Genomic DNA, 18,596 nt, shown 5'->3' on the forward strand with positions numbered 1-18,596 from the left:
TGGGGAAGACAGAACAGCCATTACCAACGTGTAGCGTGATTATTTTACGTCAGAGGTTCGCATTGGGAGGGTTTGCGCGCTCATTCGTTTGATGCTGCCGAGATTCTGCCTCCAGCTAGTTAAAGCGTGGCACGTCGCCTAGGCCGTCCCCATTTGTTCAGGTTGACGGCTCCGGCGCACCGCGCGATATGCTGTACACATATACAGTGGTTGCAGGTCATGGGTAACGACGGGTGCGGAAACGGCCTCTTTGTCGCCATCGGGCCAGCCAGTATCCGGTCGCGCGTCGGCGTAGCGCGGCGCGTTCGACACCTCCGCTCACCCGCCGCGCACCCCGAGCCCGAGCGCCTTCATCCGCCGATACAGCGTGCGCTCGCTCATCCCGACGTGCTCGGCCAACTGCTTGCGCGTGCCGTCGAACGTGCCGGCAATCCGCACGAGCGCCGCGTCCGACACGCCGCGCGCGTCCGCCGCACGCGCCTGTGGCGTCGCCGCTGCCGCGACCAGCTCGGCCGGCAGATGCTCGACGCGAATCGTCCCGTCGTCCGCGAACAGGCACGCGCGTTCGAGCACGTTGCGCAGCTCGCGGATGTTGCCCGGCCATGCATACGCATCGAGGCACGCACGCGCACGCTCGGTCAGCACGAACGGCCGCGCGCTCGCGTCGCCCGCGCCGGCACGCGCATTCGCGATCCGCCGCAGGATCGATTCGGCCAGCAGCGCGACGTCGCCGCGCCGCTCGCGCAGCGCGGGCAGCGGAATCGGAAACGCGTTGATCCGGTAATAGAGGTCCTGACGGAACCGGCCGTCATCGATCATCTCGCGCAACGGCTTGTGCGTCGCCGCGACGAGCCGGAAATCCGCGCGCAGCGCCTCGACGCCGCCGACGCGCCGGAACGTTCCCGATTCGATCAGCCGCAGCAGCTTCACCTGCATCGGCAGCGGCACGTCGCCGATCTCGTCGAGAAACAGCGTGCCGCCCTGCGCAGTCTCGACGAGGCCCGGCTTGCGCTGGTTCGCACCGGTAAACGCGCCCTTCTCGTAGCCGAACAGTTCGCTCTCGAACAGCGTCTCGGCGATGCCCGAACAGTCGACGACCACGAACGGCCCCATGGCACGCTCGCTCGCCTCGTGCAGCGCCCGCGCGAACAGTTCCTTGCCGGTGCCCGATTCGCCGAGCAGCAGCACCGGCAGCATCGACGGCGCGACCCGCTGCAGCGCGCCAAGCGCCGCGTTGAACGCGTCGGCACCGCCGACGAGCCCCTCCGCGCTCGGCTGCGCGGACGCGCTGCGCACCGTCGTCAGCCGCTCGACGTACGCCATCACGTCGCCGCGCGCATCGACGATCGGCCGCAACTCCACGTCGACGTGCTCGGGGCCGCGCGGCGTATGGTGAATGTGCAGCACGCGGTTCAGGCTGCGCGACTCGAGCGCCTGCTTCATCGGGCAATGCTCGCCGGCCTGGTCGCACGGCACGTCGTAGTGATGCGAGACCTGGAAGCAGCGCCGGCCCACGTGCTCGACGCCCGCCACGCCGAACTGGCGCCGGTACGCATCGTTCGCCGCGAGGATGCGGTAGTCGGGATCGAGGACGATCATCGGCTGCGGATCCTGTTCCAGATACGCGACAAGCGCGCGCACGTCGGGCATCGGGTCGGGAAAACGTGCGGGAACGATCGGAATGGTGTCGTGCGGATTCATGGGTCGGGCTCGAGAACGGATGGCCGGACGAACTGCCAGGCCGACTGCCAATTCTGCCACGACACTGCCAGACATGGCAGTCCGCACTGGCAGCACGCCGCCGGCCGTGCCCGCCGCGTACCGCGAGCGCGCCGAAAATCCGAACCGAATCAAGCATTTGCCCGATCGTCCGGCGTCGCGGCACCGACTGGCACGCTTCTTGAACATGGGATCCCCGATTGCAGATGCAGAACCCCATCGAGGACATCCCGTGAGCCATGCCCCCATGCTGTCTGTCGAAGGCTTTTTCGACCCGGCGACCCACACCGTCAGCTATCTGCTGCTCGAAACCGAGAGCCGCGCATGCGCGCTGATCGACAGCGTGCTCGACTACGACCCGAAATCCGGCCGCACGCGCACCGCCAGCGCCGACCGGCTGATCGCGCGCGTCGCCGAACTCGGCGCGACCGTCCACTGGCTGCTGGAAACGCACGTGCACGCCGACCATCTGTCGGCCGCGCCGTACCTGAAGGCGCACGTCGGCGGACAGATCGCGATCGGCTCGCACGTGCGCCGCGTGCAGCACGTGTTCGGCGCGCTGTTCAACGCCGGCCCCGGCTTCGCGCAGGACGGCAGCCAGTTCGACCGCCTGCTCGACGACGGCGACACGCTCGCGCTCGGCGCGCTGACGATCCGCGCGCTGCACACGCCGGGCCATACGCCCGCGTGCCTGACCTACTGCGTCGACGATGGCGCGCAGCGCGCGGCGTTCGTCGGCGACACGCTGTTCATGCCCGACTACGGCACAGCCCGCTGCGACTTCCCGGGCGGCGACGCACGCACGCTGTACCGCTCGATCGCGCGCGTGCTGGGCCTGCCGCCCGACACGCGCCTGTACCTGTGCCACGACTACCAGCCGGGTGGCCGCGACGTGCAATTCGTGACGACCGTCGCCGAGCAGCGCCGCACGAATGTGCACGTGAAGGACGGCGTGACCGAGGACGATTTCGTCGCGATGCGCACCGCACGCGACGCGACACTCGACATGCCGGTGCTGATGCTGCCGTCCGTGCAGGTGAACATGCGCGCCGGCCGCCTGCCCGAGCCCGAAAACAATGGCGTGCGCTACCTGAAGATCCCGCTCGACGCGATCTGAGCCGCCGCCCCGACCGGAGAAACCCCGACATGACCATCCGCACGCTGACCGACCTGCTGTCGGTCTCGCCCCAGATCACCGCGACCGACCTGCCCGCGCTGCACGCGGCAGGCATCCGCGCGATCATCTGCAACCGCCCGGACGGCGAAGGCGCCGACCAGCCGACCGTCGCCGAGATCCGCGCGGCCGCGGCCCCGCTCGGCATCGCCGTGCATTACCTGCCCGTCGACACCGGCAAGGTCACCGACGACCAGGCTGCGCAGTTCGGCGCGCTCGTCACGACGCTCGCCGGCCCGGTCCTCGCGTACTGCCGCAGCGGCACGCGCTCGGCGACGCTGTGGGCGCTGTCGCATGCCGGCCTGCGTCCGCTGAACGACATCGTCGCGACGGCCGCCGCCGCCGGCTACGACCTCAGCGCACTCGCGGCGCGCCTCGCGCAAGGCGGCCGGTACGCCGCGCCGGCCGTCGACGCGCGGCACGACATCGTGATCGTCGGCGCGGGCGCGGCCGGCGTCGCGGTCGCATCGAGCCTGCTTGCGCGCGACGCATCGCTCGATATCGCGGTGATCGACCCGGCCGATACCCACTACTACCAGCCGGGCTGGACGATGGTCGGCGCGGGCGTGTTCCGGCCCGCGACAACCGCGCGCCGGATCGCCGACCTGCTGCCGCGTGGCGTGAAATGGATCCAGGCGGCCGTCGCCGGCTTCGAACCCGACGCGCATACGGTCGTGCTCGATGGCTGCCGGCGCATCGGCTACCGCAAGCTGGTCGTGTGTCCGGGGCTCAAGCTCGACTGGCACGCGATCGACGGCCTCGCGGAAACGCTCGGCCGCAACGGCGTCACGTCGAACTATCGCTACGATCTCGCGCCGTACACGTGGGAACTGGTGCAAGCGTTCCGCGGCGGCGATGCGCTGTTCACGCAGCCGCCGATGCCGATCAAGTGCGCGGGCGCGCCGCAAAAGGCGATGTACCTGTCGTGCGATCACTGGCGGCGCACGGGGCGCCTCGGCGCGGCGAACGTCGAGTTCCTGAATGCGGGCGGTGCGCTGTTCGGTGTCGCCGACTACGTGCCTGCGCTGATGGAGTACGTGAAAAGCTACGACATCGCGCTATCGTTCGGCCACAACCTCGTCGCGATCGACGGACCGGCGCGACGCGCGACGTTCAGGCGCACGCTGCCCGACGGCGGAATCGAAACCGTCGAGCGTTCGTTCGACATGATCCACGTCGTGCCGCCGCAGAAGGCGCCCGATTTCGTGCGCGCGAGCCCGCTCGTCGACGCGGCCGGCTGGATCGACGTCGATCCGGCAACGCTGCGGCACAAGCAGTTCGCGGACATCTTCGCGCTCGGCGACGTCACCAACACCACCAACGCGAAAACCGCCGCGGCGGCCCGCAAGCAGGCGCCCGTCGTCGCGCACAACCTGCTCGCGTCGCTGGGCCGCGCACATGGCGATGCCGCGTACGACGGCTACGGATCGTGCCCGCTCACCGTCGAGCGCGGCAAGATCGTGCTCGCCGAATTCCTGTACGGCGGCAAGGTCGCGCCCACCTTCCCCGCGTGGCTGATCGACGGCAGGCGTCCGTCGCGGCTCGCGTGGCTGCTCAAGGAGCGCGTGCTGCCGCCGCTCTACTGGAAGGCGATGCTCAAGGGCCGCGAATGGCTCGCGAAACCCGCGATCGCACGTTGACCGGAACCCGATGACACCATGCTGATTTCCCTCGTACTCGGCGGCTTCGTCGGTGCCGTGCTCGGCCTCACCGGTGCGGGCGGCGGCATTCTCGCGGTGCCCGCGCTCGTCGTCGGGATGGGCTGGCCGATGCAGCAGGCCACGCCCGTCGCCCTCGTCGCGGTCGCGGGCAGCGCCGCGCTCGGCGCGCTCGAAGGGTTTCGCCACGGGCTCGTGCGCTATCGCGCGGCGCTGCTGATGGCCGTGGCCGGCGTGCCGCTCACGACGCTCGGCGTGCGGCTCGCGCACGTGCTGCCGCAACGCGTGCTGCTGGCGCTGTTCGCGCTGACGATGCTGGTTGTCGCGGGCCGCCTGCTGCGGCAGGCGCTGCGCCACGCGCCCGGCGACACGGCCGAATCGCCGCTGTGCGTCGGCCGCGTGAACCCCGATACGGGCCGCCTCGTGTGGTCCTGGCCGGTCGGGCTCGCGCTCGCGTCGACCGGTGCGGTGACGGGGCTGATGACCGGGCTGCTCGGGGTCGGCGGCGGCTTCGTGATCGTGCCGATGCTGCGCAAGTTCACGAACGTGTCGATGCACGGCGTGGTCGCGACGTCGCTGATGGTAATCGCGCTGGTCGGCACCGGCGGCGTGTTCGCGACGCTCGTGTCGGGCACGCGCGCGTCGCTCGACATGATGCTGTGGTTCACGGTCGCGACCGCGATCGGGATGGCCGCCGGCCGCCACGCATCCCGGCGCCTGTCCGCGCGGCACGTGCAGGCCGGCTTCGCGGCCGTGCTCGTCTGCGTGGCGCTCGGGCTGCTGGCCAAAGCGGTGTTCGCCGCATAAGCCATCCAAGCCGCGTCAGCCACGCGCAGCGCGACCCGCCAAACGAAACGCCCGGCCCGACTCGTCGTCGGCACCGGGCGTTTTTCGTTGCGTCGATAACCTGTGCGTGTGCGTCAGGTGGCGAACGCGGCCATCCGCTTGCGTTCCTGACGCAGCATCACGAAGTTCGCGATCACGACGCCGGCCGTCACCGCGACGATGAACAGCGTCGCGAGCGCGTTCATCTCAGGGTTCAGGCCGAGACGCACGCGCGAGAACACGACGAGCGGCAGCGTCGTCGAGCCGGGGCCCGACAGGAACGCCGACAGCACGAGGTCGTCGATCGACAGCGTGAACGACAGCAGCCAGCCCGCGATCAGCGCCTGCGAGATCAGCGGCAGCGTGATCGTGAAGAACACCTTCAGCGGCGTCGCACCCAGGTCGAGCGCGGCTTCCTCGAGCGACGGGTTCAGCTCGCGCACGCGCGACTGCACGATGATCGCGACGTACGAGATGCACAGCATCACGTGGCCGAGCCAGATCGTGAACACGCCACGCTCGGCCGGCCAGCCGATCCACTTCGCGAGCTCGATGAACAGCAGCAGCAGCGAGATCCCCTGGATCACCTCGGGGATCACGAGCGGCGCGTTGATCATCCCGCTGAACAGCGCAAAGCCGCGAAAGCGCCCCATCCGCGCGAGCACGAAGCCGGCCCACGTGCCGATGAACACCGACGCGAACGCGGTCAGCACGCCGATCTTCAGCGACAGCCATGCGGCCGTCAGCAGCTCGTCGTCCTCGACGAGCGCCGAGTACCAGCGGAACGAGAAACCCGACCACACGGTGACGAGCTTCGACTCGTTGAACGAATAGACGATCAGGCTGATGATCGGGATGTACAGGAACGCGAAGCCGGCAAACAGCGCCGCAAACTGCAGGTAACGATTCGGCTTCATCGACGGCGGCCCTCCTGCTCCTTCGCCTGGAAGTGCTGGAACATCGCCATCGGCACGAGCAGCAGCAGCACCATCGCGCAGGTCACGGCCGATGCCATCGGCCAGTCTGCGTTGTTGAAGAACTCGTTCCACATCACGCGACCGATCATCAGCGTGTTCGCGCCGCCGAGCAGCTCGGGAATCACGTACTCGCCGACCGCCGGAATGAACACCAGCAGGCAGCCCGCGATGATCCCGTTCTTCGACAGCGGCAGCGTGATCTGCACGAACGCCCGCCACGGCTTCGCGCCGAGGTCGTACGCGGCTTCGAGCAGGCGCAGGTCCATCTTCACGAGGTGCGCATACAGCGGCATCACGAGGAACGGCAGGTACGAATACACCATCCCGATGTACACCGCGTAGTTCGTGCGGTACAGCTCGATCGGCGTATGCGTCAGGCCGATCCACATCAGGAAGTTGTTCAGGAGCCCGTTGTTCTTCAGGATCCCGATCCATGCGTACACGCGGATCAGGAACGACGTCCAGAACGGCAGCATCACGCCCATCATCAGCAGGTTGCGGGTCGCCGGGTTCGAACGCGCGATGTAGTACGCCATCGGATAGCCGATCAGCAGGCAGAGCAGCGTCGTGATCGCCGCGACCACCACCGAATTCACGTAGGTCGCGAAATACAGGCTGTCGGTGAGCAGGAACGCGTAGTGCGACAGGTTCAGCGCGATGTGCACCACGCCGTCCGTGTACGACGCAAGCTCCGTGTACGGCGGGATGCCGAGCTGCAGCTCGGCGAAGCTGATCTTCACGACCAGCACGAACGGCACGAGGAAGAACAGCACGAGCCACGTGTACGGCCCCGCGACGACCGCCGAGCCGCCGGTCAGGTTGAAGCGCCGCACGGGCCAAGCGAGCAGGGACTTGAGCGCGTTCATGACGTCAGCACCACGCCTGCGGTCGCGCTCCAGCGCACGTAGATCTCGTCGCCGAGCACCGGCGTGTCGAGCTCGGAAATCGCGAGGCTCGACACGTTCGCGATCACCGTCTTGCCCGCGTCGAGCTTCACGTGATACAGCGAATAGCCGCCCATGTACGCGACGTTGCTGATCCTGCCGCGTGCCCAGTTGAACGCGCCTTCGGGCGGCTTGCGCGTGAGCGCGATCCGCTCGGGGCGCACCGACACCGTGACCGGCATCCCGAGCGGGCCCGAGATCCCGTGGCTCACGTACAGCCGGCTCGGCAACTCCGGCGATTCGATGGTCACGTGATCGGGTTCGTCCTCGACGGTCACGCCGTCGAACAGGTTCGTCGAGCCGATGAACTCGGCCGAGAAACGGCTGTTCGGATATTCGTAGACTTCGTTCGGCGAGCCGATCTGCACGATCTGGCCTTCGCTCATCACGGCGAGCCGGTTCGCCATCGTCATCGCCTCTTCCTGGTCGTGCGTGACCATGATGCAGGTGACGCCGACCTTCTTCAGGATGTTGACGAGCTCGATCTGCGTGCGCTGGCGGATCTGCTTGTCGAGCGCCGACATCGGCTCGTCGAGCAGCAGCACCTTCGGACGCTTCACGAGCGAACGCGCGAGCGCGACGCGCTGCTGCTGGCCGCCCGACAACTGATGCGGCTTGCGCTTCGCGTACTTGCTCATCTGCACGAGCTCGAGTGCCGCGGTGACGCGCTCCTTCAGCTCGGCCTTCGGCGTGCCTTCCTGCTTCAGGCCGTATGCGACGTTCGATTCGACCGACATGTGCGGGAACAACGCATACGACTGGAACATCATGTTCACCGGCCGCTTGTACGGCGGCATCTGCGCGAGGTCCTCTCCGTCGATCAGGATCTTGCCCGACGTGATCGTCTCGAGGCCCGCGAGCATCCGCAAGAGCGTCGACTTGCCGGAGCCCGAGCTGCCGAGCAGCGCGAACAGTTCGCCCTGGCGCACCGTCAGGTTCACGTTGCGCACCACTTCGGTCTCGCCGAATTTCTTGACGACGTCGACGATCTGGACAAAGTTCTCGGCGCGCGTATCGGCGCCGGACGAAGGAACGAAAGACGGCGCGCCCGCGACCGGCGCGCCCGACTGGCTATTCATGATGTGCTGCTTCTCTCCTGCGTTTGACGAACAAAGCCCCCGGGGACACCAGGGGCTTCATGACTGCTGGGGAACACCGGCTCGCGTCAGCGGCCCGATTTCAGCTCGGTCCACAGACGCGTCTGCAGACGCTGGATTTCAGGCGGCAGCGGCTTGAGCAGGAACAGCGTCTTCACGACGTCGGCCGGCGGATAGACGGCCGGATCGTTCGCCACGTCCGGCCGCACGTACTTGCGGGCCTCGGCGTTCGCGCTCGGGTAGTACACGGCGTTCGTGATCGCCGCGTGCACCTTCGGATCCTCGATGTAGTTGATCCATTGCAGCGCGGCTTCCTTGTTCTTCGCGTCCTTCGGGATCGTCATCACGTCGAACCAGACCGGCGCGCCGCCCTTCGGAATGTAGTACTCGACCTTGTACGGCTTCTTCGCTTCGATCGCGCGATGCTTCGCGATCACGACGTCGCCCGACCAGCCGAACGCGAAGCAGATGTCGCCGCCGACCAGGTCGTTGATGTAGCCCGACGAGTTGAACTGCGTGATGTACGGGCGGATCTTCTTCAGCACTTCCATCGCGGCCTTGTAGTCGGCCGGGTTCGTGCTCATCGGATCCTTGCCGATGTAGTGCAGCGCCGCCGCGAACATCTGGTCCGGCGCGTCGAGCACCGACACGCCGCAGGTCTTCAGCTTCGAGAGGTTTTCCGGCTTGAACAGGATGTCCCAGTTGTCGAGCGGAACCTTGCCGAGCGCCTGCTGCGCCTTCGTCAGGTTGTATGCGAGACCGGTCGTGCCGTATGCCCAGGGCACCGCGTACTTGTTGCCCGGGTCGGCGCCTGCGACGAGCGCCATCAGTTGCGGATCGAGGTACTTGAGGTTTGGCAGCTTCGACTTGTCGAGCGGCGTGAAGATGCCGGCCGCGATCTGCTTGCCCGCGTAGTTGCTGGTCGGCACGACGATGTCGTAGCCCGAGCTGCCCGTCAGCAGCTTCGCCTGCAGCGTGTCGTCGCTGTCGTAGTTGTCGTAGCGAACCTTGACGCCCGTCTGCTTCTCGAAGTTCGGGATCGTGTCCTTCGCAATGTAGTCCGACCAGTTATAGACATTGAGCTGCGTATCCTTCGCCGCTGCCGCCGATGCACCCACGCACAGCGCGAGCGCTGCGAACCGGCCCACTACCTTTGCTTTCATCCCGTTCTCCCTCCGGCCGGACCTTGTGTCCGGCTGCCGTCTGCCTCGTCATGGCGGCGCATTCTGGCGCGCCGCCCCTCGAAAACCCCGAAAACTACCATCATTCGCGCGCCGTCACAAAAAAATCATGCCGGTGTCGCGCAAACGGAACAGATTCCCGCCGCGAGCCGCTCTGGCGGCCCTCACGACGGGGCGTTCCGGGGGAATTCTATCGGGTAATCCGCGGCTGTCCATCAGGAAAAGAAAGCGATGGCGAAACCGACCGGACGAGCGGCCATCATGCCACCGGCATCGCGGCCGGGCCGCGTCACGCCGATGCATTAAAATGGCGCCCTGACGATTTCACTGCGCGAACCCTTCCGATGGCCTCCAATCTCCACGACCTGCCCGACAGCCCCTGCATCGGCGTGTGCTCGACGCTCTTCGACGAAGTCTGCAAGGGCTGCGGCCGCACGGCCGCCGAAGTGTCGAACTGGGTGTTCCTGAGCGACGACGAAAAACGCGCGGTGTGGGCGCGCATCACGCGGGAGGGCACCGCGATGCGTTTTCAGTACGACAAGCTGTAAATCCGCCGCACAAAAAAAGAGCGGCATGCCGACTGCCATGCCGCCAACCCCAACTCTGTTCTTTGCCGCGCGCGCCTAGAACTTCATCCCGACGCCCACGCCGACGATCAGCGGATCGATGTGCAGCGTGCCGATGCCCTTGTCGCCGAGCGTCGCATCGGTGCTCATCCAGATCTTCTTCACGTCGACGTTCATGAACACCTTCTTCGTCAACTGCACGTCGACGCCGAACTGCAGCGCCGGACCGAAGCTGCTCTTGTTGATCGACACGCCCTCGCCGCCGACGTTGAGCCCGTTGTTGTAGAAGTACGTGTAGTTCAGGCCCGCGCCGACGTACGGACGCACCTTGCCGGCATGATTGAAGTGGTACTGCAGCAGCAGCGTCGGCGGCAGCACGCCCACGCCGCCGAGATTGCCGAGGCTCGACGTCATCTGGTGCCGCGACGTGGCGAGAATCAGTTCCACGCCTAGGTAGTCGCGGATCATGTAGGTGAAGTCGAGCTCCGGCACGATCGCGTTGTTCACGCCGGTGTTGATCGCACCGAGCGTGTCGCTCGCGCGCTCGTTCGGCTGGATGCTGATCGCGCGCAGCCGGACCAGCACGTCACCCTGGTTGATGCCGTCGCCCGGCGACGCCGCGTGCGACAGCGAAGGCATCGCGGCGAGGCTCGACGCGATGGCGGCAGCGGTGACACATGTTCGAATCGTTTTGTGCATGGTACGGACCCTTGAAGAATGTATTCCATTCTCCCTGTAGGGTCTTTTTGACATCTTGATATCCGTCAAGCCAGCGTAAACATCGGGCGGTTTGTCGCAGGCTCCGCCGCGCGGCCCGTCAGCAGCAGATCGAGCAGATCGTGCACGCTGCGGATCGCGTTGCCGAACGGCAGCGCTTCACGGCCGCGGAAGAACAGGCCGTTCGCGACGTCGCCGCGCAGTGCGGCCGCGAGCCGCGTGTCGATGCAGAAATGGCCGAACTTCTCGATGCCGTCGCGCAGCCCACACACGCTCAGGCATTCGAGCGCGGTCGGGCAGCGCTGCTTGAACGCGCCGAGCTTGTTGCGAATGCGCGTTTCGTTGCGCAGGTAGCGATCGAGCCACGGGGTCTTCACCGCGCGCGCCGGCAGCCCCGTCACGCTGACGAATTCGACGATGTCGTCGGGCAGCGCATCGGCCAGCACGCGCTTGAAGTTCGGATGCGCGTCGCCCTCTTCCGTCACCGCGAACGGCGTGCCCACCTGCACGCCGTTCGCGCCGGCCGCGAGCGCCGCGCGCACCGTGTCGTGGCTGTTGATCCCGCCCGCGACGATCAACGGGATCGCGTCGCGCGCAAGGCCGAGCGATGCCATCACCTGCGCGGTCTCGTCGAGCACGCGTGCGAAATCGAAGCGCGCATCGTGCATGTCGTCGATCTGCGTGACGCCGAGGTGGCCGCCCGCATGCGCGGGATGCTCGATCACGATTGCATCGGGCAGCCGCCCCTTCTTCATCCACTTCTTCAGCACCAGCGCGATGCCGCGGCTGTCCGACAGGATCGGGATCAGCGCAATGTCATGGCCTTGCGTGAGGTCGGGCAGATCGAGCGGCAAGCCCGCGCCCATCACGATCGCATCGGCGCCTTCGTCGCACGCGACGCGCACGTAGTCCGCATGCGCGCTCACCGCCTTCATCACGTTGACCGCGATCATCCCGCGCCCTTCGCTGTAGGTCTTCGCGAGACGAATCTCGCGCGCGAGCGCTTCGAGGTTCGCGGCCTCGAGCGTCGCACGATCGGGATTCGCGCGACAGCGCGCGAGCAGGTCCGCATGATGGTGGCGCAGGTCGATACTGGCGATCGTGCCGAGCGCACCTTCGCGCGCGACGCTGCCGGCGAGGCGGTGCGCGGAGATGCCGACGCCCATGCCGCCCTGAACCACGGGCAGCAACGTGCGGCCGCGAATCGTGAGCGGCGGGAAGGAAGTGCGTGCGGTCATCTGAACCTCGTCGAAACATCGGAAATCGGAAACGCGATGATCGACGATCCACCGGCGCACACCTTGACGGCCGTCAATAAAAAAACGGCACGCGAGCGTGCCGTTGCGGGTCGTGCGGCGTGAAACGCTCAGCCCTGGCTCGCCGGCTTGAGCTGCATCGACTTGTACTCGAGATACTCTTCGAGCCCGTACACGCCGTTCTCGCGGCCGTGTCCCGACTGCTTGTAGCCGCCGAACGGCGCGGCACCGTTCCACGTGCCACCGTTGATGTCGACCTGCCCCGTGCGGATGCGCCGCGCGACGCGCATCGCGCGTTCGTCGCTGCCCGCCCACACCGCGCCGCCGAGCCCGTACGGCGAATCGTTCGCGATCCGCACCGCTTCGTCTTCGTCGCGATACGTGATGATCGACAGCACCGGCCCGAAGATCTCTTCCTGCGCGATCGTCGATTTCGGATCGACGCGGCCGAACACCGTCGGCTTCACGAAGAAGCCCTTCGCGAGCCCTTCCGGCAGGCCCGTGCCGCCCGTCACGAGCTCCGCGCCGTCGTCGATGCCGCGCTGGATGTACGCCTGCACGCGCTGCTGCTGCACGGCCGAGGCGAGCGCGCCGAGGCGTGTCGTTTCCTGACGCGGATCGCCCGCGACATACGCTTCGGCCGCGGCCTTCGCAATCTCGCGCGCCTCGTCGTAGCGTGCCTCCGGCACCAGCATTCGCGTGTGCGCCGAACAAGTCTGGCCCGCGTTCAGGTAGCACGCGTTGACCGTACCCTTCACCGCCGTCGCGAAATCGGCATCGTCGAGGATCACCGACGCCGACTTGCCGCCCAGTTCGAGCGCGACGCGCTTCACGCCCGCTGCCGCGAGTTCGGCCACGCGCTTGCCGGCACGCGTCGAACCCGTGAACGACACCATGTCGACGTCCGGGTCGGTTGCCAGGACCTCGCCGACGACCGGGCCATAGCCGCACACGAGGTTGAACACGCCCGGCGGCAGGCCCGCCTCATGAATCGCTTCGGCGAGCATGAACGCGTTGAGCGGCGCGACCTCGGACGGCTTCAGGACGACCGTGCAGCCGGCCGCGAGTGCCGGTGCGACTTTCAGCGTGACCTGGTTGAGCGGATAGTTCCACGGCGTGATCGCCGCGACGACGCCGACCGGTTCACGCACGACCAGCGAGTTGCCGACCGTCGCCTCGAATTCGAACGATTCGGCGAGCTTCGCGTACGCCTTCCAGTTGTAGATCGGGCCGCCGACCTGGATCGCGCGCGACAGCTTGATCGGCATCCCGACTTCGCCGGTGATCGACTGCGCGAGTTCCTCGCTGCGCGCCTGCAGGCGCTCGACGATCTTGCGCAGGTAGCCTGCGCGCGTCGCGGCCGGCGTCGCGGCCCACGCATCGAATGCCGCGCGCGCCGCACGGATCGCGTCCTGCGCGTCCGACGCGACGCCTTCGGGAATCCGGCCGATCACGGCCTCGGTACCCGAGTCGATCACGTCGATCATGCCCGTTCCGGCCGGTTTGCGCCACGCGCCGCCGATGTAGAACTGATCGTAGATTTTCATCGCTTCCTGTCTCCCGGAAAACGGCCATTCTAGCGAGTGTGACGCGGCACGGCGATCACTCGGAACGAGACCACCGGCGCCGCCGAACGGTCCACCGGCACACCGGCGGCACGCGCGCCGGACGCACGCTTCGCGCGGCTGCGTCATCCGCGCCACGCCGTCGCACCAGGTGGCCCGCATCGTGCTATGTTTTTAGTATCGGCGCCGGCCGCTGCACGCCGCGCCACCTGGAATCGATGCCTTCGTGAGCGCTGCCATGACCGACGCATCCCGTACCCTCGGCTCGCAAGATCGCCTGGAGCTGCTGTGCTGGCTCACCTGCGGCAATCTCGGCGCGTTTTACCTGAATGAATCCTGGCCGGACGCGTCGTTCCAGGTGCAGGCCGCGCACCGCTGGCTAGACCGCCATCACCGGCAGTCCGACTGGCTCGCGATCGCGAAGCTGGCCGCGCTGGCGCAGGACATCGCCAAGCGGCACGCCGGCTTCGTCGACGCATCATGGGCACGCGACGCGGTCGAGGAAATCGTCGATACCGACGATCTCGACTACCGGGCGAAACTCGTGCAATGGGTGTACGAAGACTGCTGCAAGGCGCTCGCCGACAAGCGGCTGGCCGACTGACCGCTCCCGCATGCGCGCGCGCCGGTACGCGCCGTCACGCTATCGGCAACCGCTGCGTCGACTTCAACTGCCGCAACGACAGGTTCGAGCGGATGCTCAGCACGCCCGGCAATTTGCGCAGCACCCTTTCGACGAAGTGACTGTAGTCGTCCAGATCGGCGGCCACCACCTGCAGCAGGAAATCCGCTTCGCCGGTCGTGTTGTCGCACGCAAGCACGTTGGGGCTCGCCTGGATCAGGCGCTCGAACTCGGCCGTCACCTCCTCGCTGTGCTGCGTGCAGACGATCTGCACGAACGCCATCACGCCGAACCCGAGCTTTCTGCGATCGAGCCGCGCGTGATAGCCCGCGATCAGCCCCGCTTCCTCCAGCCGCCTGAGCCGGCGCCAGCAGGACGTCTCGCTCAGCGAGAACGCTTCGGCGAGTCGCGCATTCGACACGCGCCCGTCCTGCTGGAGCATGTCGAGCATGCCGCGATCGATCCTGTCCAGTTGTTCCATGAAAGCTCCTTGCGGCAATCGCGCGATGGTCGCAAGGCTATCCCAAAAATATCCGTTTCTCAATCGTAAAACGAAAGATAAATCCACTTCTGCGCGGCTATAGTGAAAGAGTCATTCGATCCAGGAGGAGATAGTGAAAGCAGTCGTTTATGAAGCATTTGGTGCGGCGCCGCGGTTGATGAACGTCGACGATCCGACGCCGGCACCCGACGGCGTCGTGATCGAAGTGAAGGCGACCGGCGTGTGCCGCAGCGACTGGCACGGCTGGATGGGGCACGATCCGGACATCGTGCTGCCGCATGTGCCGGGCCACGAACTCGCAGGCGTCGTGGTCGCGACGGGTGCGGCGGTCACGCGCTGGAAGGCCGGCGATCGTGTCACGGTGCCGTTCGTCGGCGGCTGCGGCCACTGCCCGGAATGCCACTCGGGCAACCAGCAGGTATGCGAGCAACAGTTTCAGCCCGGCTTCACGCACTGGGGCTCGTTCGCCCAATACGTCGGCATCCATCCGGACCTGAATCTCGTGCGACTGCCCGATGCGCTCGATTTCCCGACCGCGGCGAGCCTCGGATGCCGCTTCGTGACGTCATTTCGCGCGGTGGTCGACCAGGGTCGCACGTCGGCCGGCCAGTGGGTCGCCGTGCACGGCTGCGGAGGCGTCGGTTTGTCGGCGATCATGATCGCGAACGCGATCGGTGCGAACGTCGTCGCGATCGACATTTCGGACCAGGCGCTCGCACTCGCGCGATCGGTCGGCGCAGCGGCGACCGTCAATGCGTCGCAAGTCGCCGACGTTGTCGATGCGGTGAAGGAGATCACGCGCGGCGGCGCACACGTGTCGCTCGATGCGCTCGGGCACCCGACCACCTGCTTCAATTCGATCAGCAATCTGCGCCGCCGCGGCAAGCATGTGCAGGTCGGGCTGATGCTCGGCGAGCATGCGACGCCGGCCGTGCCGATGAGCAAGGTCATCGCGCACGAGCTGGAGATTCTCGGCAGCCACGGGATGCAGGCGCATCGTTACGACGCGATGCTCGACATGGTGCATGCCGGCACGCTCGCGCCGAACCGGTTGATCGGCAAGGAAATCAGTCTCGGCCAGTCGATCGATGCGCTGATGAACATGAACCGGTTCGAAGGCGCCGGCGTGACGGTCGTGACGGATTTTTCGGGCTGACGGCGGCTGGACGTTACCGCCGGCGATGGTGGCAATCTGCTTCCGCCGCCATCGCACGTTTCTCTTCCGCAGTTTGCGCACGCATCGACTCGACGTGCGCGAACGATACGCGACGCCGGCTTACAACAGCGACTTTCCTTGCGCCAGCACCTTGTCGCAGATCTGCCTGGTGACCTGCTGCTTCAGCCCGCCGCCGCTCAGGTCGAGCTTGCTGCCGTTGCCGGCGTCGAGGATCCCGCTTGCTCCGCTCGTATAGCCGCTGTCGGACGATGCGTTGCCGCCGAGCTTGCCCATCAGCGCATCCTTCACCGACGATGCGCTGCCGGACGCGCCGCCGAGATAGTTGTTCTGGATGCAGAACTGCAGCAGCCCCGCGACGTTGCCCGTGCTGCCCGACATCAGCGACGACGCACCGCCGCCGCCCGTCAGCGCGCCACCGAGGCCGCCGAGGCCGCCGAGACTGCCCAGCGCGCCGCCCGCGCTGCTGCCCGAGTCGCCGCCGCCGACCTGCTTCAGTACATCGCCAAGCTGCGCATGCGCGACCGAAAACGGCGCGAGCAATCCGATCAGCGCGCCGGCAACGGTCGCGCGGTATAGACGTGCGTTCATGTGAAGCCTCCTTGTAGTGACTTGGTGACTGTGTGAGTACCGCGATTCGAATCAAAGCATACTCAATCGACCGCCCCACGACAGCCTCGACACGGACGCGAAACGTTAGGCATGGTGATATCGGCGGCGATTTGACAATGCTTGACGGGGAATGCGACGCGTACTCACGATCCATCCGAGCCGTCTTGCCATCATTTCCGGCGGGGTCGTGCCGATCCAGTAACGGCGAGCGCCCCGATACGAAAAAGCCCGCCAGGCTTCCACCTGGCGGGCTTCCGGTACATCAGGTCGGGCATGACCGCCCGGGCACTTACTCCTGCCCCTGGCTCGTCAGGAAATCCTCGTAGTTCCCGCCGAAGTCGAACAGCGTGCCGTCCGTCTTCACTTCGATGATCCGGTTCGCCAGCCCGCTCACGAACTCACGGTCGTGGGACACGAAGATCAGCGTGCCTTCGAACTGCTCGAGCGCGATCTGCAGCGACTCGATCGATTCCATGTCCATGTGGTTGGTCGGCTCGTCCATCAGCAGCACGTTGTGGCGGCCGAGCATCAGCTTGCCCCAGATCATGCGGCCCTTCTCGCCGCCCGACAGCACCTTCACCGACTTCTTGATGTCGTCCGACGAGAACAGCAGGCGACCCAGCGTGCCGCGCACCATCGTCTCGTCATCGCCGTCCTTGCGGTACTGGTCGATCCAGTCCATCAGCGTGATGTCGTTCGGGAACTCCTCGTACGTGTCCTGCGGCATGTAGCCGACATTCGCGTTCTCGGACCATTTCACCGTGCCGTGGTCGAGTGCCAGCGCGCCGAGCAGCGAGCGCAGCAGCGTCGTCTTGCCCGCACCGTTCTCGCCGATGATCGCGATGCGCTCGCCCGGCTGAACCGACAGGTTGAAGTTCTGGAAGATCGTGCGCTCGTACTTCTTCGTGATGTCTTCGGCGACCACTGCGACGTTGTGCAGCTTCTTCTCGAACTCGAAGCGGATGAACGGGTTCTGGCGCGACGACGGCTTGAATTCCTCGATCTTGATCTTGTCGATCTGCTTCGCGCGGCTCGTTGCCTGGCGGGCCTTCGACTTGTTCGCCGAGAAGCGGCGCACGAAGTCCTGCAGCTCGGCCACGCGCTCCTTCGCGCGCGCGTTCGCCGCGGCCTGGCGCTCGCGCGCCTGTGCCGATGCGAGCATGTAGTCGTCGTAGTTGCCCGGCCAGACCTTCAGCGTACCGAAGTCCATGTCGGCCATGTGCGTGCACACCGAATTCAGGAAGTGACGATCGTGCGAAATGATGATCATCGTCGAGTTGTACTCGTTGAGCGTGTGCTCGAGCCAACGGATCGAGTTGATGTCGAGGTTGTTGGTCGGTTCGTCGAGCAGCAGCACGTCCGGCTTCGAGAACAACGCCTGCGCGAGCAGCACGCGCAGCTTCCAGCCCGGCGCGACGTCGGCCATCGTGCCGTTGTGGAACTTCTCCTCGATGCCGATGCCGAGCAGCAGCGCGCCCGCACGCGCCTCGGCGTCGTAGCCGCCGTATTCGGCGAACTTGCCTTCGAGCTCGGCCGCGTGCATGTAGTCGTCGTCCGTGGCTTCCGGGTTCGCGTAGATCGCGTCGCGCTCGGTCATCGCGGCCCACATCTCGGTGTGGCCCATCATCACGACGTCGAGCACGCGCACGTCTTCATACGCGAACTGGTCCTGGCGCAGCTTGCCGAGACGCACGTTCGGCTCCAGCGCGACGTTCCCGGCGCTCGACTCGAGGTCGCCGCCGAGGATCTTCATGAAGGTCGACTTGCCACAGCCGTTCGCGCCGATCAGACCATAGCGGTTGCCCTCGCCGAATTTGACCGAGATATTCTCGAACAAGGGCTTCGGCCCGAATTGCATCGTGATGTTGGCAGTAGAAAGCACGGCAGGTCCCGTAAGAGAGAAATCGACGGAAAACCGTGTATTTTAGCAGGTGTCGGAGAAACTGCCGACCGCGCTGTTCCGGCCCCGCCAGCCGGCCCGCTGCACGCGGCACCGGCACCTCTGCG

At 66.4% G+C, this 18,596-nt stretch carries 17 protein-coding genes; 6 read left to right on the plus strand and 11 right to left on the minus strand.

All coding sequences use genetic code 11. The annotated features are described in order from the left end of the window. Positions 1-318 precede the first annotated feature (318 nt). Positions 319-1,701 (minus strand): sigma-54 interaction domain-containing protein, encoded by a 1,383-nt coding sequence (locus AC1Z3W_RS27800; RefSeq protein WP_483508897.1) that lies wholly within the window; start codon positions 1,699-1,701, stop codon positions 319-321. A gap of 265 nt (positions 1,702-1,966) precedes the next feature. Here AC1Z3W_RS27800 and AC1Z3W_RS27805 point away from each other — a divergent pair, with 265 nt between their 5' ends. Genes AC1Z3W_RS27805 through AC1Z3W_RS27815 form a run of 3 tightly spaced genes read left to right on the plus strand, consistent with a single transcriptional unit; the run spans position 1,967 to position 5,358 of the window. Next, the gene (locus AC1Z3W_RS27805; RefSeq protein WP_409364295.1) at positions 1,967-2,836 is read left to right on the plus strand and encodes an MBL fold metallo-hydrolase; all 870 of its coding nucleotides are present in this window, start codon (positions 1,967-1,969) and stop codon (positions 2,834-2,836) included. 29 nt (positions 2,837-2,865) lie between these two features. Next, positions 2,866-4,533: a bifunctional protein tyrosine phosphatase family protein/NAD(P)/FAD-dependent oxidoreductase gene (locus AC1Z3W_RS27810; protein WP_483508899.1), complete on the plus strand. Its 1,668-nt coding sequence runs from the start codon at positions 2,866-2,868 to the stop codon at positions 4,531-4,533. An 18-nt stretch (positions 4,534-4,551) separates the two neighbouring features. Continuing rightward, positions 4,552-5,358 carry a sulfite exporter TauE/SafE family protein gene (locus AC1Z3W_RS27815; RefSeq protein ID WP_483508900.1) on the plus strand — a complete coding sequence of 269 codons (807 nt, stop codon included), beginning with the start codon at positions 4,552-4,554 and terminating at the stop codon, positions 5,356-5,358. Between the two features lie 113 nt (positions 5,359-5,471). Here the strand turns inward: AC1Z3W_RS27815 and AC1Z3W_RS27820 are convergent, their stop codons facing one another. The 4 genes from AC1Z3W_RS27820 to AC1Z3W_RS27835 form a co-directional block, all read right to left on the minus strand. Next, positions 5,472-6,293, minus strand: coding sequence for an ABC transporter permease subunit (locus tag AC1Z3W_RS27820; RefSeq protein ID WP_124832971.1), 822 nt, complete (start codon positions 6,291-6,293; stop codon positions 5,472-5,474). Beyond that, a complete protein-coding gene (locus AC1Z3W_RS27825) occupies positions 6,290-7,219 on the minus strand; it encodes an ABC transporter permease subunit (protein WP_057928911.1) in 930 nt (309 codons plus the stop codon). Before AC1Z3W_RS27825 ends, AC1Z3W_RS27820 begins: the two co-directional genes overlap by 4 nt. Continuing rightward, positions 7,216-8,376, minus strand: a complete 1,161-nt coding sequence (locus tag AC1Z3W_RS27830; protein WP_483508901.1) for an ABC transporter ATP-binding protein — start codon at positions 8,374-8,376, stop codon at positions 7,216-7,218. The genes AC1Z3W_RS27825 and AC1Z3W_RS27830 overlap by 4 nt, the downstream gene beginning before the upstream one ends. An 86-nt stretch (positions 8,377-8,462) precedes the next feature. Then, positions 8,463-9,557, minus strand: coding sequence for a polyamine ABC transporter substrate-binding protein (locus AC1Z3W_RS27835; RefSeq protein WP_057928909.1), 1,095 nt, complete (start codon positions 9,555-9,557; stop codon positions 8,463-8,465). Between the two features lie 362 nt (positions 9,558-9,919). Here AC1Z3W_RS27835 and AC1Z3W_RS27840 point away from each other — a divergent pair, with 362 nt between their 5' ends. Beyond that, positions 9,920-10,123, plus strand: a complete 204-nt coding sequence (locus tag AC1Z3W_RS27840) for a DUF1289 domain-containing protein (RefSeq protein ID WP_057928908.1) — start codon at positions 9,920-9,922, stop codon at positions 10,121-10,123. 75 nt (positions 10,124-10,198) lie between these two features. On the opposite strand, the gene AC1Z3W_RS27845 is transcribed toward AC1Z3W_RS27840, so the two are convergent. The 3 genes from AC1Z3W_RS27845 to AC1Z3W_RS27855 all read right to left on the minus strand — a co-directional run bounded on the left by AC1Z3W_RS27845 (position 10,199) and on the right by AC1Z3W_RS27855 (position 13,661). After that, a complete protein-coding gene (locus tag AC1Z3W_RS27845) occupies positions 10,199-10,840 on the minus strand; it encodes an OmpW/AlkL family protein (protein WP_057928907.1) in 642 nt (213 codons plus the stop codon). 65 nt (positions 10,841-10,905) lie between these two features. Beyond that, the gene (locus AC1Z3W_RS27850) at positions 10,906-12,096 is read right to left on the minus strand and encodes an NAD(P)H-dependent flavin oxidoreductase (protein WP_124832970.1); all 1,191 of its coding nucleotides are present in this window, start codon (positions 12,094-12,096) and stop codon (positions 10,906-10,908) included. Between the two features lie 128 nt (positions 12,097-12,224). Then, positions 12,225-13,661 (minus strand): aldehyde dehydrogenase family protein, encoded by a 1,437-nt coding sequence (locus tag AC1Z3W_RS27855; RefSeq protein WP_483508903.1) that lies wholly within the window; start codon positions 13,659-13,661, stop codon positions 12,225-12,227. Between the two features lie 256 nt (positions 13,662-13,917). Between AC1Z3W_RS27855 and AC1Z3W_RS27860 the strand changes: the two genes are divergently transcribed. Continuing rightward, positions 13,918-14,283, plus strand: a complete 366-nt coding sequence (locus AC1Z3W_RS27860; protein ID WP_057928905.1) for a hypothetical protein — start codon at positions 13,918-13,920, stop codon at positions 14,281-14,283. Between the two features lie 34 nt (positions 14,284-14,317). Here AC1Z3W_RS27860 and AC1Z3W_RS27865 read toward each other — a convergent pair whose 3' ends face one another. Beyond that, entirely contained in the window at positions 14,318-14,782 is a 465-nt protein-coding gene (locus AC1Z3W_RS27865; protein WP_014896949.1) for an Lrp/AsnC family transcriptional regulator, read from the minus strand. 133 nt (positions 14,783-14,915) lie between these two features. On the opposite strand from AC1Z3W_RS27865, the gene AC1Z3W_RS27870 reads away from it, so the two are divergent. Next, positions 14,916-15,959, plus strand: a complete 1,044-nt coding sequence (locus tag AC1Z3W_RS27870; RefSeq protein WP_483508904.1) for a zinc-dependent alcohol dehydrogenase family protein — start codon at positions 14,916-14,918, stop codon at positions 15,957-15,959. Between the two features lie 120 nt (positions 15,960-16,079). On the opposite strand, the gene AC1Z3W_RS27875 is transcribed toward AC1Z3W_RS27870, so the two are convergent. Both AC1Z3W_RS27875 and AC1Z3W_RS27880 read right to left on the minus strand, forming a co-directional pair. Then, a complete protein-coding gene (locus AC1Z3W_RS27875; RefSeq protein WP_483508906.1) occupies positions 16,080-16,568 on the minus strand; it encodes a YjjA family protein in 489 nt (162 codons plus the stop codon). Between the two features lie 310 nt (positions 16,569-16,878). Next, complete coding sequence (locus AC1Z3W_RS27880; RefSeq protein WP_057928902.1) at positions 16,879-18,471, minus strand: ABC-F family ATPase; 1,593 nt, start codon at positions 18,469-18,471, stop codon at positions 16,879-16,881. Between the last annotated feature and the right edge of the window lie 125 nt (positions 18,472-18,596).

This window comes from Burkholderia sp. 10_S31 (assembly GCF_056930375.1).